Annotated in this window: 20 protein-coding genes; 8 read left to right on the top strand and 12 right to left on the bottom strand. The window is 61.2% G+C overall.

The annotated features are described in order from the left end of the window. Positions 1 to 2,577: efflux RND transporter permease subunit (locus A6U86_RS19575; RefSeq protein WP_068394566.1), on the bottom strand; the 2,577-nt coding region annotated here is incomplete at its 3' end. 10 nt (positions 2,578 to 2,587) lie between these two features. Further along, positions 2,588 to 3,787 (bottom strand): efflux RND transporter periplasmic adaptor subunit, encoded by a 1,200-nt coding sequence (locus A6U86_RS19570; RefSeq protein ID WP_272955738.1) that lies wholly within the window; start codon positions 3,785 to 3,787, stop codon positions 2,588 to 2,590. Between the two features lie 201 nt (positions 3,788 to 3,988). Here A6U86_RS19570 and A6U86_RS19565 point away from each other — a divergent pair, with 201 nt between their 5' ends. Further along, positions 3,989 to 4,672: a TetR/AcrR family transcriptional regulator gene (locus A6U86_RS19565; RefSeq protein WP_068394562.1), complete on the top strand. Its 684-nt coding sequence runs from the start codon at positions 3,989 to 3,991 to the stop codon at positions 4,670 to 4,672. A gap of 94 nt (positions 4,673 to 4,766) precedes the next feature. Here the strand turns inward: A6U86_RS19565 and A6U86_RS19560 are convergent, their stop codons facing one another. From A6U86_RS19560 to A6U86_RS19545, 4 genes are all read right to left on the bottom strand, one after another. Beyond that, the gene (locus A6U86_RS19560; protein WP_068394560.1) at positions 4,767 to 5,009 is read right to left on the bottom strand and encodes a hypothetical protein; all 243 of its coding nucleotides are present in this window, start codon (positions 5,007 to 5,009) and stop codon (positions 4,767 to 4,769) included. Between the two features lie 225 nt (positions 5,010 to 5,234). Continuing rightward, positions 5,235 to 6,491: a YcaO-like family protein gene (locus tag A6U86_RS19555; RefSeq protein WP_198929070.1), complete on the bottom strand. Its 1,257-nt coding sequence runs from the start codon at positions 6,489 to 6,491 to the stop codon at positions 5,235 to 5,237. A 210-nt stretch (positions 6,492 to 6,701) separates the two neighbouring features. After that, a complete protein-coding gene (locus A6U86_RS19550; protein ID WP_068394558.1) occupies positions 6,702 to 7,160 on the bottom strand; it encodes a helix-turn-helix domain-containing protein in 459 nt (152 codons plus the stop codon). Positions 7,161 to 7,352: 192 nt separating this feature from the next. Next, positions 7,353 to 7,661: a hypothetical protein gene (locus tag A6U86_RS19545; RefSeq protein WP_068394556.1), complete on the bottom strand. Its 309-nt coding sequence runs from the start codon at positions 7,659 to 7,661 to the stop codon at positions 7,353 to 7,355. 252 nt (positions 7,662 to 7,913) lie between these two features. Here A6U86_RS19545 and A6U86_RS19540 point away from each other — a divergent pair, with 252 nt between their 5' ends. The 3 genes from A6U86_RS19540 (at position 7,914) to A6U86_RS19530 (ending at position 10,750) form a co-directional block, all read left to right on the top strand. Continuing rightward, complete coding sequence (locus A6U86_RS19540; protein ID WP_068394554.1) at positions 7,914 to 8,927, top strand: ABC transporter substrate-binding protein; 1,014 nt, start codon at positions 7,914 to 7,916, stop codon at positions 8,925 to 8,927. 109 nt (positions 8,928 to 9,036) lie between these two features. Then, the gene (locus A6U86_RS19535; RefSeq protein ID WP_068394552.1) at positions 9,037 to 9,855 is read left to right on the top strand and encodes an ABC transporter ATP-binding protein; all 819 of its coding nucleotides are present in this window, start codon (positions 9,037 to 9,039) and stop codon (positions 9,853 to 9,855) included. Positions 9,856 to 9,868: 13 nt separating this feature from the next. Further along, on the top strand, positions 9,869 to 10,750 hold the full coding sequence (locus A6U86_RS19530) for an ABC transporter permease (RefSeq protein ID WP_068394599.1): 882 nt from the start codon (positions 9,869 to 9,871) through the stop codon (positions 10,748 to 10,750). Between the two features lie 335 nt (positions 10,751 to 11,085). Here the strand turns inward: A6U86_RS19530 and A6U86_RS19525 are convergent, their stop codons facing one another. The 4 genes from A6U86_RS19525 to A6U86_RS19510 all read right to left on the bottom strand — a co-directional run bounded on the left by A6U86_RS19525 (position 11,086) and on the right by A6U86_RS19510 (position 16,539). After that, positions 11,086 to 12,501 carry a sensor histidine kinase gene (locus A6U86_RS19525; protein ID WP_068394550.1) on the bottom strand — a complete coding sequence of 472 codons (1,416 nt, stop codon included), beginning with the start codon at positions 12,499 to 12,501 and terminating at the stop codon, positions 11,086 to 11,088. Then, entirely contained in the window at positions 12,491 to 13,159 is a 669-nt protein-coding gene (locus tag A6U86_RS19520) for a response regulator (protein ID WP_068394548.1), read from the bottom strand. Before A6U86_RS19520 ends, A6U86_RS19525 begins: the two co-directional genes overlap by 11 nt. Before the next feature lie 63 nt (positions 13,160 to 13,222). Beyond that, entirely contained in the window at positions 13,223 to 15,013 is a 1,791-nt protein-coding gene (locus A6U86_RS19515) for an alpha/beta fold hydrolase (protein ID WP_068394546.1), read from the bottom strand. 11 nt (positions 15,014 to 15,024) lie between these two features. Beyond that, complete coding sequence (locus tag A6U86_RS19510) at positions 15,025 to 16,539, bottom strand: lipopolysaccharide biosynthesis protein (protein WP_068394544.1); 1,515 nt, start codon at positions 16,537 to 16,539, stop codon at positions 15,025 to 15,027. A 187-nt stretch (positions 16,540 to 16,726) separates the two neighbouring features. Here A6U86_RS19510 and A6U86_RS19505 point away from each other — a divergent pair, with 187 nt between their 5' ends. Beyond that, a complete protein-coding gene (locus A6U86_RS19505; protein WP_068394542.1) occupies positions 16,727 to 17,581 on the top strand; it encodes a glycosyltransferase family 2 protein in 855 nt (284 codons plus the stop codon). On the opposite strand, the gene A6U86_RS19500 is transcribed toward A6U86_RS19505, so the two are convergent. Next, positions 17,548 to 18,750, bottom strand: a complete 1,203-nt coding sequence (locus tag A6U86_RS19500) for a glycosyltransferase family 4 protein (RefSeq protein WP_068394597.1) — start codon at positions 18,748 to 18,750, stop codon at positions 17,548 to 17,550. The two genes, A6U86_RS19505 and A6U86_RS19500, sit on opposite strands and share 34 nt — an antisense overlap. A gap of 425 nt (positions 18,751 to 19,175) precedes the next feature. After that, positions 19,176 to 19,412, bottom strand: coding sequence for an Lrp/AsnC ligand binding domain-containing protein (locus A6U86_RS19495; protein ID WP_068394540.1), 237 nt, complete (start codon positions 19,410 to 19,412; stop codon positions 19,176 to 19,178). Positions 19,413 to 19,731: 319 nt separating this feature from the next. Between A6U86_RS19495 and A6U86_RS19490 the strand changes: the two genes are divergently transcribed. The 3 genes from A6U86_RS19490 (at position 19,732) to A6U86_RS19480 (ending at position 23,660) form a co-directional block, all read left to right on the top strand. Next, entirely contained in the window at positions 19,732 to 21,015 is a 1,284-nt protein-coding gene (locus A6U86_RS19490; RefSeq protein ID WP_068394538.1) for an FAD-binding oxidoreductase, read from the top strand. A 38-nt stretch (positions 21,016 to 21,053) separates the two neighbouring features. Beyond that, the gene (locus tag A6U86_RS19485; RefSeq protein WP_068394537.1) at positions 21,054 to 22,589 is read left to right on the top strand and encodes an aldehyde dehydrogenase family protein; all 1,536 of its coding nucleotides are present in this window, start codon (positions 21,054 to 21,056) and stop codon (positions 22,587 to 22,589) included. A gap of 81 nt (positions 22,590 to 22,670) precedes the next feature. Continuing rightward, positions 22,671 to 23,660: an Ldh family oxidoreductase gene (locus tag A6U86_RS19480; RefSeq protein ID WP_068394535.1), complete on the top strand. Its 990-nt coding sequence runs from the start codon at positions 22,671 to 22,673 to the stop codon at positions 23,658 to 23,660. Positions 23,661 to 23,692 lie beyond the last annotated feature (32 nt).

Genomic DNA, 23,692 nt, shown 5'->3' with positions numbered 1-23,692 from the left:
CGACAGGCTGGTCCATTCATGGCTGAAGCCGGGTGGCAGCGTCGCCATGATCTTGTCGATCTCGTTCATGGCGTCACCTGACGAGACACCCGGTGCTGCTGCCCCCTGGATTTCGACGGCCGAGGAGCCGTTATAGCGTTCCAGACGTGGCGAGCCGTAGGTCCAGTCGCCGCTGGAGAAGGCAGAGAAAGGCACCATATCGCCGCCGGAATTGCGCACATACCAGCGACCGAAGTCTTCCGGCTGCATGCGGAAATCCTTGTCGGCCTGCACGTAGACAGGCTTGACGCGGCCGCGATCGATGAAGTCGTTGACATAGGTGCCGCCCCAGGCGGTCGACAGCGTGGAGTCGATATCGGATAGGGTGATATTGAGGGCGCTTGCCTTCTCCTGGTCGATATTGACGGAATATTGTGGCGTGTCTTCCTGGCCGTTCGGGCGCGTGCCGAAGAGCTTTGGACTCTTGCCGGCTGCGCCGAGCAACTGGTTGCGCGCGGCGATAAGCGCGGCATGGCCGGCGCCGTTGACGTCCTTGATGAAGAAGTCGAAGCCGCTCGAGCTGCCGAAACCGGGGATTGCCGGCGGCGCCAGCGCGAAGACGCTGCCATCCTTGATCTTCGAGAAGGCACCCATGGCGCGACCGGCAATCGCCTGCGCCTTGGATTGCGGCGTCGAGCGTTTGTCGAAGTCCTTCAATCTCACGAAGACGATACCGACGTTCTGGCCCTGACCGCTGAAGCCGAAGCCTGCCACCGCGAATGCGCCGTCGACATAGTCCTTCTCGGTGTTGAGATAGTAATCCTTCACCTGATTGAGCACAGCCCAGGTGCGCGAATCCGTGGCACCCGGCGGCAACTGAATGGCCGTCAGCAGGATGCCCTGGTCTTCATCCGGCAGGAACGAGCTGGGCAGGCGGTTGAACAGGCCGGCGACGCCGACGCCGATCAACACGAAGATCACCAGGAAGACAGCGGTATAGCGGATCATGCCGTTGACGCTGCGCTGGTAGCGATGCGTTGCGCGTTCGAAATTACGGTTAAACCAGCCGAACGCACCGCGTTCCTTGGCTCCGTGTGCCGGCTTCTTCAGAAGCGTGGCGCAAAGGGCAGGCGTCAGGATCAGGGCGACGATGACCGAGAGCACCATCGCCGAGACGATCGTCACCGAGAACTGGCGGTAGATGATGCCGACCGAACCCGAGAAGAACGCCATCGGGATGAACACGGCCGAGAGAACCGTGGCGATGCCGATCAAGGCGCCGGTGATTTCCTGCATCGACTTGATCGTCGCCTCTCGCGGCGACAATCCCTCTTCCTCCATGACGCGCTCGACGTTTTCGACGACGACGATGGCGTCGTCGACCAACAGGCCGATGGCGAGCACCATGCCGAACATGGTCAATGTATTGATCGAGTATCCGAACAGAGACAGCACCCCGAAGGTACCGAGCAGGACGACCGGGACGGCAAGCGTCGGGATCAGCGTTGCGCGGAGGTTCTGCAGGAAGACGAACATGACGATGAAGACGAGCACGATGGCTTCAAGCAGCGTCTTGACCACGTCCTCGATCGACAGTTTGACGAACGGCGTCGTGTCGTACGGATAAACGATCTCGACATTCGGCGGCAGGGTCTGGCTGAGATTGTTGATAGTCGCCCTGACCGCTTCCGCCGTGCTAATAGCGTTGGCGCCGGACGCGAGCATCACGGCGAGACCGGACGAGGGATGGCCGTTATAGGTGCTTGCCGTCGTATAGGACGAGGCGCCGAGCTCGACGGTGGCGACATCGTTGATGCGCACCAGCGAGCCATCGGGCTGGCTCTTCAGGATGATGTTTTCGAACTGCTCAGGCGTCTGCAGGCGGCTCTTGGCCGTAACGGTCGCGTTGAGCTGCTGGCCCTTGCGCTGCGGCAGCGCGCCGAGCTGGCCGGCCGAAACCTGCGAGTTCTGCGCCTCGATCGCATTGGTGACGTCGCTGACCATCAGCTGGTATTTGGCCAGCTTGTCCGGATTGACCCAGATGCGCATGGCGTAGCCGGCACCGAAGATCTGGGTATTGCCGACGCCGTCGATGCGCTTCAGCGTATCGTTGAGCGTGCTGGAAACATAGTCCGCAAGGTCGTTGGAGCTCAGCTTGTTGTCGGTCGAGACGAAGCCGACGACCATGAGGAAGTTCGATGTCGACTTGGAAACGACGATGCCTGTGGACTGCACGGTCTGCGGCAATTGCGCGGTGACCAGCTGCAGCTTGTTCTGCACCTGCATCTGCGCAACGTCCGGATCCGCCTTGTTGGTGAAGGTCACCGAGATCGAGGCCTGACCCGTCGCCGTTGACGTCGAGGTCATGTAATCGAGATTGTCGATGCCGGTCATGCCCTGCTCGATGACCTTGGTCACCGAGTTTTCGACGGTGGCGGCATCAGCGCCGGGATAGGTGGCGCTGATGCTGACCGTGGTGGGTGCGATCTGTGGATATTGCGAGATCGACAGCGTCAGGATGGACAGGGCACCTGCCAGCATGATGACGATGGCGATAACCCAGGCAAAGATCGGCCGGTCGATGAAAAAACGAGACATCGTCTAATTCTCACTTCTGAGCGCCGGAGGCGGCCTTGATATCGGTCTTTTCCAATTCGGCCTGCTGCTCTGGAGGTTTGGCATCGGCGGCTGCCTGCTTCACCTCGCCCGTCGCATCGTCGATGGTCACCGGAGAGACGTTCACTTCCTGGCCGTCGCGGACACGCTGGCTGCCTTCGACGATCACGCGGTCGCCGTCCTTCATGCCTTCATTGACGAGCCAGCTGTTGCCGATGCTGCGCTGTACCTTCAAGACGCGCTGCTGCACCTTGTTGTCGGCAGCCACGAACATGGCGGTGGGCTCACCCTTGGTATTGCGGAAAACGGCGCGCTGCGGCACCAGGAAGCTGTTTTCGGCGATGCCTTCCTGAATGGTGGCACGCACATACATGCCGGGCAGCAAGATGCGATCGGGGTTCGGGAAAACGGCGCGCACGGTGATGGTGCCGACGGTCTCGGCAACCGCTGCTTCGGCGAATTCGAGCTTGCCGACTTCCTTGTACTGGCTGCCGTCTTCCAGCGTCAGGTGGACGGAGACATTGTCGCCGCTGGTCTTCAACCGACCCTCGGCGATGGCACGACGGAATTCAAGCAGGTTGGTGCTCGACTGCGTGACGTCGACATTGATCGGGTCGAGCTGGCGGATGGTGGTCAGCGCGGTCGTCTGGTCGGCGGTAACGAGGGCGCCGACGGTCACCGCGGACGCATCGACACGACCGGCGATCGGCGCACGCATCTTGGTATAGTCGAGGTTGATGCGCGCCGTTTCGAGGGCTGCTTTCGCCGATGCTACGTCGGCATTCGCCTGGGCCAGGGTGGAAACCGCGTCGTCCAGATTCTGTTTGCTGACGGCGTCCTGCTGCGTGAGGCTCTTGTATCGGTCTACCTTCGACTGTGCGCTCGGCACCGCGCCCTGCGCCTTCTGCAGGGCAGCGGCGGCGCTGTCATAGGAGGCCTGGTAGGAGGCCGGATCGATCTCGTAGAGAACGTCGCCGGCCTTGACCTCGCTGCCTTCCTTGAAATTACGGTTGCGGATGATGCCGCCGACCTGCGGGCGCACTTCGGCCACGAGATAGGCGCTGGTGCGGCCGGGCAGCTCTGCCGTGATCGCGACCGATTGCGGATGCAGCGCCATGGCGCTGACTTCGGTTCGCACCACCGGCGCGTTGTTCTGCGCCGCCTTCTGGTCGTTGCAGCCGGCAAGCAGCATCGTGGCGGCGACACCGGCGACGAGCATCGCGGCCCGTGTTGTCAGACAGCGAGCGGATATCGCGGGATAGATGGATGAGGAGGTGAAAGAGGCAAGCTTTCGCACGTTGCTATTTCCTGTTGCCTTATTTACAGTACGAGGTCGTACGGAAAATATTTGGATTGCTCCAAATGTCAATCGCATTCGGTCGTTGAGGTCCAGATGGAAGCACCGACAAAAGAACGGGAGGGTGTGGCCGATCAGGCTGCGATACGCCGACCGCGCGGTCGTCCAAAAACCGTCAGCGACGATGAGCGGCGGGCCGAGATCGTCACCGAGGCACGCGCCACATTCTACGAACTGGGCTATGGCGGCACGACCATGGATCTGGTCGCCGCCCGTTGCCGGATTTCGAAGCAGACCCTCTATCGGTTGTTTCCGAGCAAGACCGATCTTTTCATGGCGATCATCGCCGACCATCGTGCTTCGATGCTGGCTTTGCCGCGTGACGCCAATGAGAACCTGCCGCTCGACGAGGCGCTCGAGCAAATCTTCATGATCGACATAGACGAAGCCAAGGAACGTGAGCGCGAGGCTTTCATTCATCTTGCCATCAGTGAATCGCAGCAATTTCCTGAAGTCGCGGCCTTGATGCACACCTACGGCGCAAAGCAGTCACAGCAGATGCTGGCGGATTGGCTCAGCCTGCAACGGCAGCGTGGCCTGATCGAGATTGCCGACGTTGCAAGCGGTGCGCGCATGCTGATGGGCATGATCTTCAGCGCCATGATTTCCAGGCCGGGCCATCCGAATGACTGGCCTGATCGGGAAACGCGGCTGCGACACCTGCGTCAGTGCATCGCAATCTTCGTGGCGGGCGTGCAGCCGCGTACGAAAGGTCGTTAGCAATCTCATTCCTACGTTCAAAAACAAATGCCGATACGGTCGCCCAACTGCATCGGCATCTTGCAGGCTTCCGCCGAAGCCCGGAGTAGCAAGATCAATGTGCGACGGCCATGTTTGCCGCGTCTGCACCTTCTTCGTACCAGGGCGCCTGCAGGCCGTTTGCGTACATTTCCTGCAGCACTGCTCCAAGCGCCAGATCCAGGCACCAGACAGGAAATTCCGCCTCGAGATTTTTGGCGCTTTGCCGCGCATAGGTGATGAGCCGGGCGATCGATGCCAGTTCCTTGAGCGAATCCGGATCCTGGTTCGTTGCCTCCATCGAAAATGCTACCGTCATTTTATACCCTCTGTTGCCCATTCCGGTCCGGACGAGTTGAATCCCGTCAGGAACATGAGCAAACGGTAACGAATGTTTCGCAGCTTGGCGCGTGACACACGGCGTGACACGATGTTTGATTGTGATCAGAATTTGTGATTGCAATTTGCGGCTAGTGCAACGAGCCGGTTCGAAACTACAGCGCGAGAGAGTGAATGCTGATATTCGCCGAACAAGCGAGTGCGGCTACAAAAGATGCAGGGACTTGGAGATTGCCCTGTGACCGAGCCGGCGCTTGCGGTTTCCGGCGGGATTCTCAAGCTGTGGCACCACGATCTTTGCGACGGCGAAGGGCAGGGAGCGAGATGTCAGCGGCACCACTATTGCGGAACTGATGGCGGCATCGCGCAATCGGTCTATCGTCAGTTGCAGCAAGGCACCGGCGCCTTTCGGGAGCCTGACGTTGGCTTCCGTCATCTGCTTCGGATCGGCATCGAAACAGCTCCGAATGCTCTGCGGCAATGCGCGCGTGAAACTCTCCGGATGGATATCGTCACGGCCGCCGCTGATGAAGGTAAGCCTGGATTGCGCCGCTTCGGTCACGGCGCGGATTGCCGCGCGCAGCCGCGATGGATGCGCGCCACTGCCGAGCGTGACATCGAAATAGCGGTAGCTGCGTTCCGTCGTGCCAATGTCTGCAGGGCCGATCAAGGCGACGATGACGGGAATGGCGATATCGCTGGTGATGTCGAAAAGGCGCAATGTCAGCCCGGCAGACTCAATCTTCTCCGTCAACTGGTTCAGCACCGGATCGTTCAGGGATGCCGGATCTAGACAAGCGTCGATACGCTGTTTCGGCGAGGAGACCTCCCATAGCACCAAGGCGTCCCGCTCGATGCGTTCCAGTAGGCCGTGTAAGATGGCCTCGGTCAGATTGTTGCCGGAGGCCAGCCCGTCGGATGATTGCCAGAAGCGCGGATCGCGGATAGTGCGATCAAGCGTGACGGCCTGGAAAGGAAGCCAGATCGCCTCTCCGCCTATGAGATCATGCCCTTCGGCCCAGGCAAGCTCTTCGTCATCGGCGATATCGGGCTGCCCGCCGGCAATGAGCGTGGGGAGCGCATCGCTGCGATGCCCCTCGGCTTCAAGTCGGACGCGGCTGGTGATCATGCACGCAAGTGTCGGTTCGCCCGCCGTGGCGCGTTCAAGCGCTTCCATGGCGGCAGAAAGCTTGGCTTCGACATCGGTGATGCCCTTGCCATTGTGGATGACGATCGATCGCGCATTCGGGCTGACGGCTTGCCAGACCGGAATGCCGATCCTGTCGAGACCCGTGAGGCGGGCGAGACGGGTGATGCCGTGCGCCATGAGGTGCGGTTGGATCCGCCCAAGGGTTTCTTCGGCTGAACAGGCACGATCGGAATAGGGCGAGGCGGATGGGACAGAAACGGTCTGATCTGAATGCCTGGCAAGGAACTCGGCAAGGGAATGATCCGCAATCATCATTACCATCCGGGCCAAATCATTGATCGACGAAGACAATTCGGGTGGCAGCCCCGCAAAGCCGGCTGCCATCCCCAGGCATTACTGTTCCGGACCTGTCGATTGTCGATCAACGGCAATGGCGACAGGTGGCGGACACATGAGCATCGAAGCAATCGCCAGTGGGTGCCGGTGATTGCCTCTATCCTGCTCGGTAAAGCAGGCAAAATGTCAGTTGCGAAGCCCTATCGAGGCATCCGTCGTACGCGGCACATGGCCCGTGAGCGGCTCGGAGCCATTCGCCAGGGACTTGATCAGGGTCAGTACGGACTGACGTACGCTCGGGTCGTTGATCTTCATGAACGCCTTGTTGAGGCTCAAGCCTTCCTTGGACGTCAGGAATTCCGACAGATCCTCGAGGCCGTTGATCGCGCCCAAACCGTCTGTGTTCAGCGGCTGCGAATTGTCCTGCTGGAAGAAAAAGGCAACCGGTACAGCCAGAACATTGGCTATTGCCTGCAATCGGCTGGCGCCGATGCGATTGGTGCCCTTTTCGTATTTCTGCACCTGCTGAAACGTAACGCCGATCTGTTCGGCAAGCCGTTCCTGGCTCATGCCGAGCATAAGCCGCCGCGTGCGCACGCGTGAACCGACATAGGCATCAATCGGATTCGGTACTTTTGCACTCACTGCGCAATCTCCTTGTCAATAGGGGGCCCCCAGTGGATGCCACCCCACTTATGCCACTCCAGGGTAAGTGACACGTGCTCAGTCTGCCCGCACAATGTGTGTGAAATATGAGTAAAATTCAACCAAAAGTCTTTTTTCTGTAATGTTTTGTAACCCCACCATCAGCATAAACGGCAGAAAAGCCGATTCGCGTCAATGAGGATTGAACACCGATGACGGTTTGCAATTGTAGACCGGGCACAGCGGGTTATCCCGCGTCGGAACATAGGCGCGTGCGGCATAGCCGGATATGCCGCATTGCGGGGTGTCGGAGACATAACGATCATAAAGAACGAGACGGCCGTTTTGCGCGGGATAGCGAAGGATCACAGCACGTTCACCCGCGATCAACTGCTGTACCGCAGCGCAACTCTTGCTCAGGGACTCATAGCGGGAGATCGCCGATGCCGGCCCGGCGGTCATGATCGTTGCTAGAATCAAGGCTGCGGCTGCGGTCCTCATGGGTCGTCCCCCTGGCGAAAATCATGGTGTCCAGTTTAGCCGCAATACGGGAAATGCCAAGGGCAGGCCGCCTATCGTTGCAAAACGGCCTGATCTTGCGCCAAGGAAATAAAATCACAATGTCGCCTTATTCGATCGGGCACTGAAAGCTTACTGAAAGGTTACCCGCGCTAGGTTCGCCACGCTTCGTGGAGGAAGCGCAATTTTCTGCGGCGCTTTACGGCGCAAGCATTCAAACAGGAGGAGACATTGATGCGTTCATCGCGCGCGCTTTTTCACACCGTAGCCCTTTCCCTCGTCATCTCAGCTGCTTCCTTTGCAGCCACGGCAGCCAATGCCGCCGACAAGATCTCCATCATGGTGGGCGGCTACGAAAAGCAGATCTATCTGCCGGCCAAGCTTGCCGAATCCCTCGGTTACTTCAAGGATGAAGGCCTCGAGGTCGACCTTCTGAACGAATCCGCCGGCGTCGATGCCGAAAATCAGCTGCTGGCCGGTGCCGTTCAGGGCGTCGTCGGCTTCTATGATCATTGCGTGGACCTGCAGGCCAAGGGCAAGTTCATCAAGTCCGTCGTGCAGTTCAGCCAGGCGCCTGGCGAAGTCGAGCTGGTTTCGACCAAGCACCCGGAAATCAAGTCCTTCGCCGATATGAAGGGCAAGAGCGTCGGCGTAACCGGCCTCGGTTCGTCCACGAACTTCCTGACGCTCTACATGGCGTCCAAGGCTGGGCTTTCCCCGGCTGACGTGACCCCGGTTCCGGTTGGCGCCGGTCAGACCTTCATCGCCGCCATGCAGCAGGATGCCATCCAGGCCGGCATGACCACCGAGCCGACGATCTCGCGCCTCCTGAAGACGGGCGAAGCCAAGGTCCTCGTCGATCTGCGTACGCTCAAGGGCACGGAAGATGCTCTTGGCGGCACCTATCCCGCCGCGTCTCTCTACATGGATGCCGCATGGGTCGACGCCCATAAGGAAGAGGTGCAGAAGCTCGCAAACGCCTTCGTCAAGACGATGCGCTTCATCCACACGCACTCCGCCGCCGAGATTGCCGACAAGATGCCGAAGGATTTCTACGTCGGCGACAAGGACGGCTACATCAAGGCTCTCGACGCCGGCAAGGAAATGTTCACGGCCGATGGCGTGATGCCTGAAGATGGTCCGAAGACGGTTCTCGCCGTGCTCTCCGCCTTCTCCAAGAACGTCAAGGGCAAGACGATCGACCTGTCGAAGACCTACACGACGGAATTCGTCAAGAACGTCAAGTAAGCAGTCTTAGCGCCGCTTCCGGCCAATGCTGGAAGCGGCAGTTCAACAGACTTCGCAGTTCATTGGGCTTTGCGTGCACGCCCTAAGGCACGTGTGAGGGATCAGCACCATGCAACAGGATGGACGCCGGACACCGGCGATCGAGCTCATCAATGTCAGCCGCCGTTTCGTTTCGCCGACCGGCAAGTCGCTGACGGCGCTGCGCGATTTCAACATGACCGTCGAACGCGGCGAGTTCGTCGCCGTTGTCGGACCGACGGGCTGTGGCAAGTCGACGACACTCAACCTCGTCACCGGCCTTGCCAAGCCGAGCGCCGGCGAAGTCCGCCTGATGGGTGGCCCGGTCAACGGCATCGACCCGCGTGTCGGTTTCGCCTTCCAGACGGATGCGCTCTTTCCCTGGAAGAACGTCATCGAAAACGTCATGGCCGGCCCGCTGTTTCGCGGCAAGTCGAAGGCCGAGGCTGAGAAGAGTGCCAAGGACTGGCTCGCCCGCGTCGGCCTCACGAAATTCCTGCATCACTATCCGCATCAGCTCTCGGGCGGCATGCGCAAGCGTGTGTCGCTGGCGCAGACCTTCATCAACGAGCCGGAAATCCTGCTGATGGACGAGCCCTTCTCGGCGCTCGACGTGCAGACCCGCACGGTCATGCATGAGGAGCTGTTGAAGCTCTGGGCCGAACGGCAGGCCTCCGTCGTATTCGTCACGCACGATCTCGAAGAGGCCGTGGCGCTCGCCGACAAGGTCTATGTTCTCACCGCCGGCCCGGCCACGGTGAAATCGGTCTACACGATCGACCTGCCGCGCCCGCGCGTGGTCTCCGAGATCCGCTACGAGCAGAACTTCATCGATTATTGCAAGACGATCTGGGACGACCTTCGCGAAGAGGTCGAAACCAGCTATCGCCGTGCCGCAGAAGCGGCATAAGGGAGGATTGATCATGGCAAACACAGCCCTTGAAGCCGGCAATGCGCCGATCTTTCGTGCCGGTACCTCGGATGCGGAAATCGAAGCGGCAGCTATGAAGGCGATGACACGCCGCAAATACGTCGTGCTGTTCTGGCAGGTCGCCATTCTCGCCGTCATCTTCGTTCTCTGGCAGCTTGCCTCGGATCTGCACTGGATCGACCCGTTCTTCTATTCCAGCCCCTATGGCATCGCTCTGCGGCTGTGGGAATGGATCACCGAAGGCACCGAGAGCGGCTCGCTCTGGTACCATCTCGGCATCACCATGGAAGAAGCGCTGATCGGCTTCATCATCGGCTCGGTGGCCGGTGTTCTCGTCGGTGTCGCGCTCGGCCGCAACAGGCTCGCTTCCGATATTCTGTCGATCTACATCAAGGCGATCAATTCGATCCCGCGCGTCGTTCTCGCGCCGATCTTCGTGATGATCATGGGTCTCGGCCTGCCCTCCAAGGTGGCGCTCGCCTTCATCATGGTGTTCTTCGTCGTCTTCGCCAACGCCTTCCAGGGTGTTCGCGAGGCCGACCGCAACATGATCGCCAATGCCCGCATTCTCGGCGCCTCGAACTGGCAGGTTACCCGCAACGTCATCCTGCCGTCGGCGATGAGCTGGATCTTCGCCAGCCTGCACGTCTCGTTCTCGTTCGCCATCATCGGCGCGATCGTCGGCGAGTTTGTCGGTTCGCTGGCCGGTATCGGCTACCTGATCTCGATCGCCAAGGGCACCTATGACGCGGCCGGCCTCTATGCTGCAATCATCCTGGTGATGGTGGTGACGCTCGGCGCCGAATACGTGATGACGCTCATCGAGAACCACATCACCCGCTGGCGCCCCCAGCAGAGCCTCGACACGCACTAGACCGCCACATTTCCAGCGCCTCCCAAGGCCGGGCCGGGCATCTTGCCCGGCCTTTTTTGTTTTGCCGGCATGACAAACCCCCTCTCCCCGCGGGCGGGGAGAGGGCTGGGGTGAGGGGCCGCGGACTATCGACATGAGGGAGAGTCATGATTGGTTTCGCATGAGAGGAGCCGCAGACAAGGTGCTTCTATGGACTTCGCGAATAGCCCCTCACCCTAACCCTCTCCCCGCAGGCGGGGAGAGGGGACTATTCCGTGATTGCCGCACTCAAGAACCAAGCAACGCTATTCGAATCTCCGACTTGATCTCGCCGTTGCTCTTTGTCGTATGCCCTTTCAAACCGCCGGCAGCCGCACGCTCACCAACAGCCCGCCGCCGGTGGCGTCACCGAGCGTGACGGAGCCGCCGGCGCCGTCGACGACTTCTCGGACGATGGCGAGCCCGAGGCCGCTGCCTTCGGGCTCTGTGCCGATGATGCGATAGAAGCGCTCGAACACTTGCGGGCGCTCGGCCTCGGGGATGCCGGGACCATTATCCTCCACCCATAGCAGCGCGGTATCGCCCTTTCGCCCGACGCCGACCGTCACGCGGCCGCCCGGCTGCGTATAGCGCAGGGCATTGTCGACGAGGTTGACCAGCATTTCGCGCAGCATGGTGCCATCGCCCCCGATGCGCACGGACGTATCGTCGGCTTCCAACCCGAGGTCGATATTGCGCCGCAAGGCCTCTTCGGCGAGATTTTCCAAAACCTGTCTGGCGGTATCAGCAAGGTCGATCGTATCGTTTCGTGGCCGGCGGCTGCCGGGTTCGGCGCGCGAAAGCGTGAGGAGCTGGCTTGCGAGCCGGGTGACCTGCCAGGTGCTTGAGCGCAAAGCAGACAGAGCCTCGTCACGCCGGCCATTGTCGGTCTCGCGCGCCGCGACGCTTGCCTGCGTTGAGATGAGGGCAAGCGGGGTGCGCAGCTGATGGGCGGCGTTCGAGACGAAGCGGCGTTGTGCGGCCATCTGGTTCTGCACGCGCTCCATGTGATCGTTGAGGGCATGGACGAGCGGCCTCAACTCGTTCTGAACCATGTTGGGGTTCAGCGGGTCCAGGCGCTGGCGGCCGCGTTCGCGCACGGCATCGCGCAGCCTTAGCACCGGGGCAAGGCCGCGCTGCAGGCCGATGATGGTGACGAGGCCGGCGAGCAGGACGAGAACGAGCTGCTTGGAGAAATCCGACAGCCACAGCTCTCGGCGCATGGCATGCTGGCTGTTGTGGGTGACGGCAACGACGACGGACACCGTGCCGTCCTGATCAAGGCCGACCACCGGATGGTTCAGCATGATCACGCGCATGCCGTCGGTGCGAAAGATGGTGTCCTCGCCGACCTGCTCCCGCTTCGGGTGCGGCAGATCGGGATAGCCGGCAATGAGGCTCCCCCATGCGGTGACCACCTGGTAGAAGACGCGGTCGCCATAGCCCGTATCGAACATCTCAAGCGCCGCCGGAGGGATATCGATCTGCACGGTGCCGCTGCTGTCGACATGGGTAGCCTCGGCGATGACGCGAGCCGAGGCGAGCAGGGTGCGATCGGTGACGAGATCGGCGGTGGCGTCGGCGGATCGGAAGCTCAGATAGAGATTGATGCAGATCGCCCCGATCAGCGTCAGCACGACCCAGGCAAGCAATTGCGCCCGAAGGCTGTTGGTCAGGGCGCCGATCGCGCGGCCAAACAGCCCTTTTGGTGCGGGAGCGGCATCATTGTGCATGGCGGAGGAGATAGCCGAGGCCCCGCAGCGTCGCGATCTGCACGGTGCTGCCTTCGAGTTTCTTGCGGACGCGATGGACGTAGATTTCGATGGCGCTGGTATCGGCGAGATCGTCGAAGCCGAAAACGCTTTCGGAAAGCGTCGTCTTGGTCACGGTCGTCCCCGCCTTCATGATGAGGTGTTCGAGCACGGAATGTTCGCGCGGCGTCAAGGCCAGGGCTTCGCCGGCCAGATAGAATTGCCGGGTTCCGCCATCAAACAGCAGGTCGCCGATGGCGATCTCCGGCGCGGCATGATCATGGCCGCGGCGCATGGCGGCGCGGATACGCGCTTCGAGTTCGGCAATCTCGAAAGGCTTGGCGAGATAATCGTCGGCGCCGCTGTCGAGGCCGGCGATGCGGCCATCGAGGCTGGCATTGGCGGTGAGGATGATGACAGGCACCTTGTTGCCGCTCTGCCGCAGGCGCTTCAACACGGTCAATCCGTCCATTTTTGGCAGCGACAGATCCAGGATGACCAGGGCATAGGCCGCGACCTTCAGCATATGTTCGGCGTCTTCGCCGTCATAGGCGATGTCGACGACATATTGCGCCTGGCGCAGCGCCTTGCCGAGCCAGGAGGCCAGTTCGCGATTGTCTTCGACGATCAGGATCCTCATGGCGCAACTATACAGCAAGTGCCGGATATGGCGAGTATTTCCCACGATTACCGGTGCTGGGATTCATGCCTTGCCGAGCCTCAATCCCATTTCCCGCACCTCGCGCAAATAGACCTTGCGTGCATAGGGCGGCGTCAGATTATGGTCGGCCTCGGGAATGATGGTGAGGCGGATGTCCGGAAAATGTTTCAGGCCGCTGCCATCCTCGCCGAACTGCTCGTGGAGATGATCGAGGCCGATATCGCGAGCGCTGTAGATCAATGACATGTCGACCCCACGCTTGGCGAGCGCGCGGAAGCCGCTGATGACCGGCCCTTGTACGCCAGCGAGGAAGGGAAAGACGCCGAGCAATCGGCGGGTCGAACGTATCGCGCGGCGGCCCAATACGGTTGCGAGGTTACGCAAGGCGCTCTTCGCGTCGATCTGACCACCAAAGAGCCGTTTTAACGTTTCCAGCTGCAGGAATTTCCGCCCGTAGGTTTCAAGCGATCGCGGCGCATAACGCAGGGCTTCGTCGACCGAACGGCTTTCATCCCATGCGAAGCTGTAGGGGTTGACGGTGATGAGCCCCTGGCATCTGACGTCGCGCTGGGCCGCCTGGAAGGCGAGGTAGCCGCCTGAGCAGCGGCCGACGATGAAGGCCGGCAGCAGCTCGCGCGCCTCCAGCAGGTCGAGGGCTTCTGCGACATCGAGGTGCTGTTCGCGGGAATAGAGCACCTGTTCCGGCGCGCCGGGAAGCGGCGGGCTGTCGCCGACATTGGCGTTGTCAAAACGCAAGGAGGCAATGCCGTCGCGGGCAAGAGAGCGCGCCATACTGACCGACATTCGCCCCCAACCCGCATGCCGATCATAGGCCGTTGTCAACAGCAGCGCGGTTGCTCCGGTCCGTTCGCCTTCCGGTTCGCAGAGAATGCCGAAGATGCGCTCGCCTTTGCCGAAGCGTACCGGCGTCTCGCGAAACCCGTCGCCGACGAGAGGCTCCGCAATCGGCGTCTCGGAGTTGATTGATGCGGCTTTGTTCGACTGGGCGGCAATCGACCCAGCCCATTCCACGATCCTTTTGCCCGTGACTGTCGGCATGATAGCGACCGTCGGGTTGGACACCAGTTCGTCATAGCCCTCATATGTCCCGCACTCGACATGCGGGGCCAATGTTTCGAGATGGCGGCAGAAGTCCGTATCTGCCGGGCGGCCGGGCCGTGTGAGCACGAGGCAATTCGGCGTGTCAAGCCGCGTAAGGGCGGTCAGATTGAGCTTTTTGACGGCGTCGGCAACCGTGTCCGGCATGCGCAGACTGGCGACGGTAACACCTTCCGTCTGACGTTGCGCTTCTTCCAGGCCCATGCCTTCGTCGATCATCTTCGCCCACATCGTCAGCTCACGCAGATAGGCGCGGCCAGAAATGACAGGTGCGAGAAAGGCGATGCCGTCGATGTCTGGAAGCCGTTCGGCCAATGTTGCGGCAATGGTGCCGCCGAGGCCCTGGGTGATGAGGATCAACCGTTCGCAGCCGGAGAGCGACTTCAGTCTGGCAGCGGCGGCGAGCGCCGTCTCCTGCCAGAGGGATAGTCCTTCGCCCTCAGCGGCGGCATCCAGTGCATCGCCGGTGCCGGCATAGTCGAAACGCAGGCTGGCAATGCCGATGTCGGCGAGATCTTCCGCCAGGATCCGCCAGAATTTGCGGACACACATTTCCTCGAAGCCCCAGGGGCTGAGGAACAGGACGGCGGTTGCTGTCTGTGGCGTGGCGGCGGGCATGAATAGCCCGACCGTACCCGCAAAGGTCACCGGCATTGCTGCTGATCTTATGTCTTTTGTTTCATTCGCATCTGCGGCGGCTCCCCAACCAGCCATGGCGTTTCTCCTCACATGCGACGTGGCGCCAGTAACGCCAAAGCCTGAATAGCAATCGGATTGATGCGGGCTGGCAATCGCCCCGCGATTTTCTGCAGAACGCCGATATCCTCCACTGGCACGGCTTTCAGCAGTCTGAGAGCGATGCCATAGGCAAGGCCGCCGGCAATGACGGCGCCCACGAGGCCGGCGACGCCGGGCAGTGCCTGAACAAAGCCATAGGCGGCTGCCGCGCAAATAATGGCAGCGATCGTCACCTTGGCCAGATTGATCATCATGCCACGCGTCGAGCCTTCGAATTCCATGCGGCGCACCATCAGAAGGCACATGACGGTGACGGTCAGAAGGCGCACCAGCGCGGCGCCTTCACCACCATAAAAGGGCACGGCGATCAGGCAGCCAACGACCATGACGACACTGGCGATGACGCCGATGATGGTGCGTTCGCGCACGCGGTCCAGCGAATAGAGATATTGCGTGCATATCTGCATGAAGACGTAGGGTGCCGCGGTCAGCGACAGCAGCGCAACCATGCCGCCGCTCGGCGCGAAGGGCTGGCCGAAGATCATCACGACAAGTTCGGGCGCGATTGCCGCAAGACCGAAGCTCATCGGCAAGGTGATGTAGGCGAGGCTGCGCGCCACGCCGGCAAATACCTCGACCGGCAGCTTGTCCGATGCGCGTGCATGCATCTGTTCGGAATAATAGGGCAGCAGGCTGCCGCTCAATTGCACCGGCAGCTGCAGCGCCAGATTGGCAAGCGACAGGCCGACGGCATAAAAGCCGACCGCCTCGATGCCCCAGTAACGCTGCAGGAACAGAAGCTCGATGCGATTGAGAAAGATGGAGCTGTTGATGAGCTCGATCGAGAGAATGAGCGATGAGCTGACGAGGGCGGAAAGACCGACGCCGCAGCTGTTCCTTCTGGCAATCGCGATCTTGAGCGTCGCGACGAACATCGGCAGCTGGCCGATGGCATAGCCGGCAAGCGCACCGCTGACCCCGAAGAAGATCGCTCCGGCGAGCACGGTAACGAGCTGCAATGCGGAACTTATCACCGTGAGGCGCAGGAATGCGCCGACTTGCTGCTCGCCGATCAGGTAATTCTTGCTGTAGGCGCCGAGCGACTGCAAAACGAAAAATATGCCGGTGATGGCGATGACGGCGGAGGCGTCGCCGGCCCAATGCAATCGCTCCGTATCCCAATAATAGGCGGTATAGCCGACGAGCAGGATTACGGTTGCGAGAATCGTCGGCTGCAGGAGGTAGGCGGCAAAGCCCAGTCGCTCCTCTGTCGAATAACCGTTGCCCTTCAATTGCGGCAGCATGCGCAGCAAGGTCACGCCGGCGCCGAGTTCGGCGATGAGCGCGCCCGTCGTCGTCAGCCAGAGCGAGAAGGCGATGATGCCGTTGGCTTCCGGGCCAAGCAGGCGGGCGGCAATGATCGAACAGGCAAAGCCGGTCGCGAGCAGGGTCAATCCCGCCGCCGCGTTCAATACCGAATTTGCCATAATGCTCTTCGTCATGAAGATAGACCGTTCCTCAATTCGCCGAGACTCAATGCACATGTCGGCTCTTCATGGGGATAGCGTCAGCTCTATTTCATATGCCTTAATATTTAGGGCTTAATGCTGCTGTAAGTTCACTTTTTACTTCGGCTAATATTCATTCCTTCTGATGTTGGCCGCCCCGGGGCTTGTCGGGAGGGTTTCATTGTTCAGCCTCATCGTCTGCACGGTCGATCGCTTCGATCAGCTCGAGCGTCTGTTCCGGTCGCTCGTCGAACAGCGTTACCGCGATTTCGAGGTGATCGTCGTCGACCAGAATGCGGATGACCGCCTGAGCGGGCTCATCGACGGCTTTTCTCCTCACTTCACCATCCGGCATATCCGATCGCCCAAAGGCCTCTCGCGGGCGCGCAACAACGGCATGGCGGTGGCCACTGGCGATTATGTCTGCTTTCCCGATGATGACTGCTGGTACGAGGCCGATACGCTTGCCGATGCTGCGGCGCTATTTGCCGTGCATTCCGAGCTTGCGATCGTCACCGGCCGGACGCTCGATGCCGATGGGCTCGCCTCTGTCAGCCCGACCGGCGAGACGCGGCTTGTGTTGACGCGATGGAACTATCTGAAATGCGGCAATTCCAACGGTATCTTCGTACGCCGCGCCGCGCTCGCCGATATCGGCGGTTTCGATGAAGACCTCGGCGTCGGCTCGCAATCACCCTTCCAGAGCGGCGAGGAGGCGGATTTTCTGCTGCGCGCGCTTGCCGCCGGCAAACGGGCAATGTTTTTCCCGGAGCTGATCGTCCATCATGATCAGGTCACCAGCGAATATGGCCCACGGCAGGTGGAACGGGCGCGCAAATATGGGCGCGGCTTCGGCGCGTTGATGCGCAAGCAGGCTTTCCCGCCTTATTATGTCGGCTATCGCCTGTTCCGGCCGGTTGCCGGGTGGCTTGCGGCTCTGGCGCGTTTCAATTTCGATGCGGCGCGCTACAAGCGCGCCTGGCTTCTGGGCATTCTCGAGGGTTACGCGGCCTGGCCGCGCTGGCGCAAAAGCTGAGGCGATTTGCCCTTCGGCGTCAGGGTTTCGGCATAGACATCCATGTAGCGCTGGGCGACCTCATCCCATGCATAGGCACGGGCATCGTGCAGCAGTTCCTGCCTCAGGGTCAGATCATCGGCCTGAAGGCGCTCGAAAGCTGCGGTCAGCGTATCGGCAGCGGCTTGCGGATCGGAGAAGTCCGAAAGCATGAGGGCGGGATGGGTTTCGGCCATCGCCTTGTAGGCTTCGTTCGTATGCAGCACCGGCAACAGCCCTGCGCTCATCGCCTCGATCGCCACCAGGCCGAAGCCCTCATATTCCGAGGCGGAAGCGAAGAGCGAGGCGCGGGCGATGATGTTGCGGATCGAGCCGTCATCGATCGACACGTGCAGGGAGACGTTGCGTTCGAGGCTGCGAGCGGCGATTTCGCTCTCCAGCGTCGGCTTATCGAGATCCGATACGGCACCGATAATATCGAGATGCCATTCGGCATCGCGGGCTGCCAGCACCTTCATGACATTGAGCATGCGGTCCAGCCGCTTGTTGACCGAGAAACGGCCGATGGTGACGATGCGGCGGCGCGCTTCCAATGCGGCGCAATTGGCGAACTTGCCGACATCCGCTCCATTCTCGATAAGGCGGACACGGCTCTCGGCAATATTGGAAAAGAGCCGTGCGTCTGATTGGCTGCAGCAAATGAGATAGTTGTAGCCGAGCGCCGAAAGCCGCGTTGCGGTATTGAACCAGATCTTCTTGATGGCGGCATATTTGGGCGTGTGGAAGAAGCCGCCATGCGTGGTCGCGACCATGGGGCGCCCATGTATCAGCTTGCCCCAGGCCAGCGCGTCGAAGAAGAAATCGATGGCATGGACATGCACCAGATCGGCGTCGGCTATATGGCGGAATGCCTGGGGTGCGACCGGGTAGCGGCTGGAGCCGGACCAGGGGATACGCACGATCTCGATGCCGTCGATGGTTTCGTTTGCCGCCAGTTCGCGGCCCGGATCGGAAAACAGCGTGTTGCAGGTGACGACGCGCACGCGATAGCCGCGGGTAACCAACTGCCGGCAGAGATTGGCGACGACATCTTCCAGGCCGCCCTTGTTCGGCAGGAACTGGCGCACGACATGCACGATCAGCGGTCCCGCCTGCTTGTTTGCCTGAATATCCGCAACAGCCGATGTCATCGATCCACCCTCGACCCCTATGCCGCGCAAGGCGCCGGCAATCCGGCGCTGCATCGCGCCGCCCGTTGATCAGTCGGCAAAGCAGATCACCCTGGCGGTTAAAAAGGGCTTAATCGAGGGTCGAAAGCCGAGCGGCTTTAGGCAAGAGGGTTAATATCGGGGCGATATGCGGCGGGAGCGAGTCTGCTCGGTGAGCGTTTCGATACCGGATTATAGCACCAGGTCTCTTACTCATTTAGCGAGCGAGCCCCTCACCCTAGCCCTCTCCCCGCTTGCGGGGAGAGGGGACCGGTCCGAGGTTTGCAGCGCGATGGTGCCACGGCCATGAGGCTCAGTGAGCTCCCTCTCCCCGTCAAAACGGGGAAAAGGTTGGGGTGAGGGGCGATTTTTGAACCCGGATTCAGCCGCGATAAATGCCGGATCTCTTAGAATGCCTGGAATGTCAGCGTCGTCAGCGAGCGGACGATGCCGGGGATCTTGGCGATGTTGTCGTTGATGAAGATGCCGATATCCTGCTCGTCCTTGATATAGACCTTCAGCAGCAGGTCGTATTCGCCGCTGGTGGAATAGAGTTCCGAAACCAGCTCCGTCTGGTAGATCGCGTCGGCGACTTCGTAGGTCCTGCCGGGAGCGCATTGGAGCTGAACGAAAATGGGCTTCATGAGATTGTCCTGCTTCTGACCGCAGCCGCGATGGCGACGTGCTTTTATCTGCGGCCACGATGGCGGCCGGCATTTTCTCTATAATGGCCGAAAGCGCTGCCGCCATGCAAGTTTTTCTCCAGAGCGGATGATTCTAGGTCTGTTCCACCTGAAATCTGAAGCCGCTCCGGAACCAAAGACGTGGAGCATGATGTCGTCCGAAAACCGATCACACTTTTTGGCATCATGCTCTGTCCACCGGATGTCGTTCTTGCCGCTTCCGCAATGGCGGGCGTGGCGCTAGATTAGCGCGATTGCCTTCGTCGAATGGACCGATTTCATGCTGAATGACCCACGCTCCCATGGTCTTTGGGAAAAGACCGCCCCGCTGCCGCCGGCGACATTGCCGCTTTCGGGCGATGTCCACGCGGATGTCGTAATCGTGGGCGGTGGCTATACCGGCTTGTCGGCAGCGCTGCATCTTGCCGAAGCAGGCAGCAATGTCGTGTTGCTGGAGGCCAATGAGATCGGCTTCGGCGGAGCCGGGCGCAATGTAGGCCTGATCAATGCCGGCATGTGGGTGATGCCGGACGATCTTCCGGGCGAGCTTGGCGCCGTTCACGGCGAACGGCTTCTTGACCTTCTCGGCAATGGGCCGAAGCTTGTCATGGAGCTGATCGACAAGCACGGCATCGCCTGCGAGCTGGAGCGCAATGGCACGCTGCATTGCGCCGTCGGGCCGGAAGGCCTGAAAGAGATCGAGGAGCGGGCTCGCCAGTGGAGCAAGCGCGGTGCGCCAGTCACCGTACTGGACGCGCGTGAAACGGAGCGCCGCGTCGGCAGTTCCGCCTATGCGGGCGCGCTGCTCGACATGCGCGCCGGCACCCTCCAGCCACTTGCCTATGCGCGCGGCCTGGCGCATGCCGTGGTGAAAGCCGGTGTCGCCGTTCATACCGGCAGCCGCGTGATTTCTACGGAAAGAAACGGCGCAAAATGGGTGGTTTCGACCGATGGCGGCAAGGTCACCGCCGACTGGATCGTCGTTGCGACGGATGCCTATAGCACCGGTCCGTGGGAGCAGGTACGAAACGAGCAGGTGCATCTTCCCTATTTCAATTTCGCCACCGTGCCGCTCGGCGATAACTTGCGTAAATCCGTACTGCCTGGCCGCGAGGGGGCCTGGGACACCAAGGAAGTGCTCTCGTCCTTCCGCATGGATCAGGCCGGCCGGCTCGTATTCGGCAGCGTCGGGGCGCTACGGAATACCGGCCTTGCGATCCACAAGAGCTGGGCCCGGCGCTCCCTTAAAAAGCTCTTCCCGCAGCTTGGGGATATTCCCTTCGAATGCGAATGGTACGGCAAGATCGGCATGACCGACAATGCGCTGCCGCGCTTCCACAAGCTGGCGCAGAATGTCGTCGGCTTTTCCGGCTATAATGGCCGCGGCATTGCGCCGGGCACCGTGTTCGGCAAGGTGCTTGCCGGGCACATCCTCGGGCAGATTTCCGAGGCCGATCTGCCGCTGCCGGTGACCGACGTCGTCGAGCCAAGCTTCAGGGCGGCGAAGGAAATCTGGTACGAGGTCGGCGCCCAGGCTGCGCATTTCGTCGGCGCTAGGGTCTAAAACCACAAAAAACCACCATCACAGGAAGAGGAAACGAGATGACCGCGACATCAGATCTTGCTGCCGAGACCAGGGCGATCTTGACGGAACTCGGCGTTTCAGCCGACCGCTATACCGGCGGTACACTCGCCGTCACCTCTCCGGTGACCGGGGCGGAGATCGGCCGGCTCAAGGAGCATTCGGCCGGCGAAGCGAAGGCTGCAATCGACAAGGCGCACCAAGCGTTTCTCGCATGGCGCGACGTGCCGGCGCCGAAGCGCGGCGAGCTGATCCGCCTGCTCGGCGAAGAGCTGCGGGCCGGCAAGGCCGCGCTTGGCCGCCTGGTTTCCGTCGAGGTCGGCAAGATCACCTCCGAAGGTCTCGGCGAAGTGCAGGAGATGATCGACATCTGCGATTTCGCCGTCGGTCTCTCGCGACAGCTTTACGGCCTGACCATCGCCACGGAGCGCTCCGAACACCGGATGATGGAAAGCTGGCATCCGCTGGGTGCGATCGGCATCATCTCTGCCTTCAACTTCCCCGTTGCCGTCTGGTCGTGGAATGCGGCGCTTGCCATAGTCTGCGGTAATTCCACCATCTGGAAGCCTTCGGAAAAGACGCCTTTGACGGCGCTTGCCGTGCAGGCCCTGTTCGAAAAGGCATTGAAGCGCTACGTCGCCGAGGGCGGCGAGGCGCCGGCCAATCTTTCGACTCTTCTGATCGGCGGACGCGATCTCGGCGAGCTGCTGGTCGATCACCGCCAAGTGCCGCTGGTATCGGCGACTGGCTCCACAGCCATGGGCCGCGCCGTCGGCCCGCGTCTCGCCGGCCGTTTCGCCCGCGCCATCCTCGAACTCGGCGGCAACAATGCCGCGATCGTCTGCCCATCGGCCGATCTCGACCTGACCTTGCGCGGCGTCGCGTTCTCGGCCATGGGCACCGCCGGCCAGCGCTGCACGACGTTGCGGCGGCTCTTCGTTCACGACAGCGTCTACGATCAGCTGGTGCCGCGCCTACGGAAGGCCTACGGCTCGGTGACGATCGGCAATCCGCTGGAGGCGGGAACGCTTGTCGGTCCGCTGATCGACAGGCATGCTTTCGACAGGATGCAGGCGGCCCTTACCACTGCAAAGGCGGCTGGCGGCAAGATCACGGGCGGCGATCGCGTTGAAAATGGCTCCGCCGATGCCTTCTATGTTCGTCCGGCGTTGGTCGAAATGTCCGAGCAGACTGGCCCTGTCGAGCAGGAGACCTTCGCGCCGATCCTCTATGTGATGAAATATAGCGACTTCAACCAGGCGCTGGCGCTGCATAATGCCGTGCCGCAAGGCCTGTCGTCCTCGATCTTCACCAATGACATGCGCGAGGCTGAGACTTTCGTTTCGTCGCGTGGCTCCGATTGCGGCATCGCCAATGTTAATCTTGGTCCCTCCGGCGCCGAAATCGGCGGTGCTTTCGGCGGTGAGAAGGAAACGGGCGGCGGCCGCGAATCGGGGTCGGATGCCTGGAAGGCCTATATGCGCAGGGCGACCAACACCATCAATTACGGCTGCTCCCTACCACTCGCGCAGGGCGTCAAGTTCGACGTCGAATAGCTGATATTTTGCTGCATTGCGGTGAGGGGAACGAAGGCGTAGAACACCTTCGTTCCCTTTGCATTTTCAAGGTCTCGCTCCATGCATATGTCGCTCGCCGAAGCCGAAACGCTGGTCGTGGAGGCGCTGCAGCGCAGCAGGGTGAGCGCTGGCAATGCTCGCTCGGTGGCCGTCGCGCTCGTGGCGGCGGAAGCTGCCGGGCAGGGTGGCCATGGATTGCGTCGTGTCCTCGCCTATGCCGGGCAAGCCAAGGCCGGCAAGACCGATGGTTTCGCCGTGCCGCAGATGAGCCGACCCTTTCCCGCCGTGCTGCGCATCGATGCCGGCAATGGCTATGCCTATCCGGCGCTCGATCTTGCCGTTGCAGTACTTCCTGATATCGCTCGCGAACAGGGGATCGCGCTTGCCGCCATCAGCCGCTCGCATCATGCCGGTGTCATGGGCCTTACGGTGGAACGTTTCGCCGATCAGGGACTGGTGGCGCTGATGGTTGCCAATGCTCCGGCGTCGATGGCGCCCTGGGGCGGCAAGACGCCGGTCTTCGGCACCAACCCCGTCGCGTTTGCCGCGCCATTGCCGGACGATGATCCGATCGTGATCGATCTTGCACTGTCGAAAGTGGCGCGCGGCAAGGTGATGGCGGCGCGGCAGAAGGGTGCTCCCATCCCCGCCGACTGGGCTTTCGACCGCGAGGGAAAGCCGACCACCAATGCCGAAGAAGCGCTGGCCGGCACCATGATCCCGGCCGGCGATTCGAAAGGGGCGGCGCTGGCGCTGATGGTGGAAATTCTGGCCGCCGGCCTCACTGGTGCCAACTATTCTTTCGAATCCTCTTCGCTCTTCGACGACAAGGGCGCGCCGCCGGCGCTCGGCCACACGATCATCGCCATCAACCCGGCGGCGATGAGCGTTGCTAATAGCGCAGAGCGGCTAGCGTTGCTGGCAAGCGAGATCAGCCGTGATCCGAATGTGCGCCTGCCCGGCCGGCGCGGTCAGAGCTCGCGACGAACGGCCTTGACGGAGGGAATTTCCGTCGAGGACGAGGTGATCGAGGCGATTAAGGGGCTTTGAGGCGCCGAAGGTTATAGTCGGGTGAGTTAGGT

The organism is Rhizobium sp. AC27/96 (assembly GCF_001692325.1).
GTDB lineage: Bacteria > Pseudomonadota > Alphaproteobacteria > Rhizobiales > Rhizobiaceae > Rhizobium.
This window is presented reverse-complemented; position numbering and strand designations above follow the sequence as displayed.

What these genes read in the sequence shown, in the direction of transcription:
- A6U86_RS19510 (WP_068394544.1), bottom strand. Translation starts at nt 16,539, where the DNA reads ATGACGAAGAGCATTATGGCAAATTCGGTATTGAACGCGGCGGCGGGA.
- A6U86_RS19565 (WP_068394562.1), top strand. Translation starts at nt 3,989, where the DNA reads ATGGAAGCACCGACAAAAGAACGGGAGGGTGTGGCCGATCAGGCTGCG.
- A6U86_RS19480 (WP_068394535.1), top strand. Translation starts at nt 22,671, where the DNA reads ATGCATATGTCGCTCGCCGAAGCCGAAACGCTGGTCGTGGAGGCGCTG.
- A6U86_RS19520 (WP_068394548.1), bottom strand. Translation starts at nt 13,159, where the DNA reads ATGAGGATCCTGATCGTCGAAGACAATCGCGAACTGGCCTCCTGGCTC.
- A6U86_RS19540 (WP_068394554.1), top strand. Translation starts at nt 7,914, where the DNA reads ATGCGTTCATCGCGCGCGCTTTTTCACACCGTAGCCCTTTCCCTCGTC.
- A6U86_RS19500 (WP_068394597.1), bottom strand. Translation starts at nt 18,750, where the DNA reads ATGACATCGGCTGTTGCGGATATTCAGGCAAACAAGCAGGCGGGACCG.
- A6U86_RS19560 (WP_068394560.1), bottom strand. Translation starts at nt 5,009, where the DNA reads ATGACGGTAGCATTTTCGATGGAGGCAACGAACCAGGATCCGGATTCG.
- A6U86_RS19570 (WP_272955738.1), bottom strand. Translation starts at nt 3,787, where the DNA reads ATGCTGCTTGCCGGCTGCAACGACCAGAAGGCGGCGCAGAACAACGCG.
- A6U86_RS19525 (WP_068394550.1), bottom strand. Translation starts at nt 12,501, where the DNA reads ATGCACAATGATGCCGCTCCCGCACCAAAAGGGCTGTTTGGCCGCGCG.
- A6U86_RS19545 (WP_068394556.1), bottom strand. Translation starts at nt 7,661, where the DNA reads ATGAGGACCGCAGCCGCAGCCTTGATTCTAGCAACGATCATGACCGCC.
- A6U86_RS19495 (WP_068394540.1), bottom strand. Translation starts at nt 19,412, where the DNA reads ATGAAGCCCATTTTCGTTCAGCTCCAATGCGCTCCCGGCAGGACCTAC.
- A6U86_RS19490 (WP_068394538.1), top strand. Translation starts at nt 19,732, where the DNA reads ATGCTGAATGACCCACGCTCCCATGGTCTTTGGGAAAAGACCGCCCCG.
- A6U86_RS19535 (WP_068394552.1), top strand. Translation starts at nt 9,037, where the DNA reads ATGCAACAGGATGGACGCCGGACACCGGCGATCGAGCTCATCAATGTC.
- A6U86_RS19515 (WP_068394546.1), bottom strand. Translation starts at nt 15,013, where the DNA reads ATGGCTGGTTGGGGAGCCGCCGCAGATGCGAATGAAACAAAAGACATA.
- A6U86_RS19555 (WP_198929070.1), bottom strand. Translation starts at nt 6,491, where the DNA reads ATGATTGCGGATCATTCCCTTGCCGAGTTCCTTGCCAGGCATTCAGAT.
- A6U86_RS19530 (WP_068394599.1), top strand. Translation starts at nt 9,869, where the DNA reads ATGGCAAACACAGCCCTTGAAGCCGGCAATGCGCCGATCTTTCGTGCC.
- A6U86_RS19485 (WP_068394537.1), top strand. Translation starts at nt 21,054, where the DNA reads ATGACCGCGACATCAGATCTTGCTGCCGAGACCAGGGCGATCTTGACG.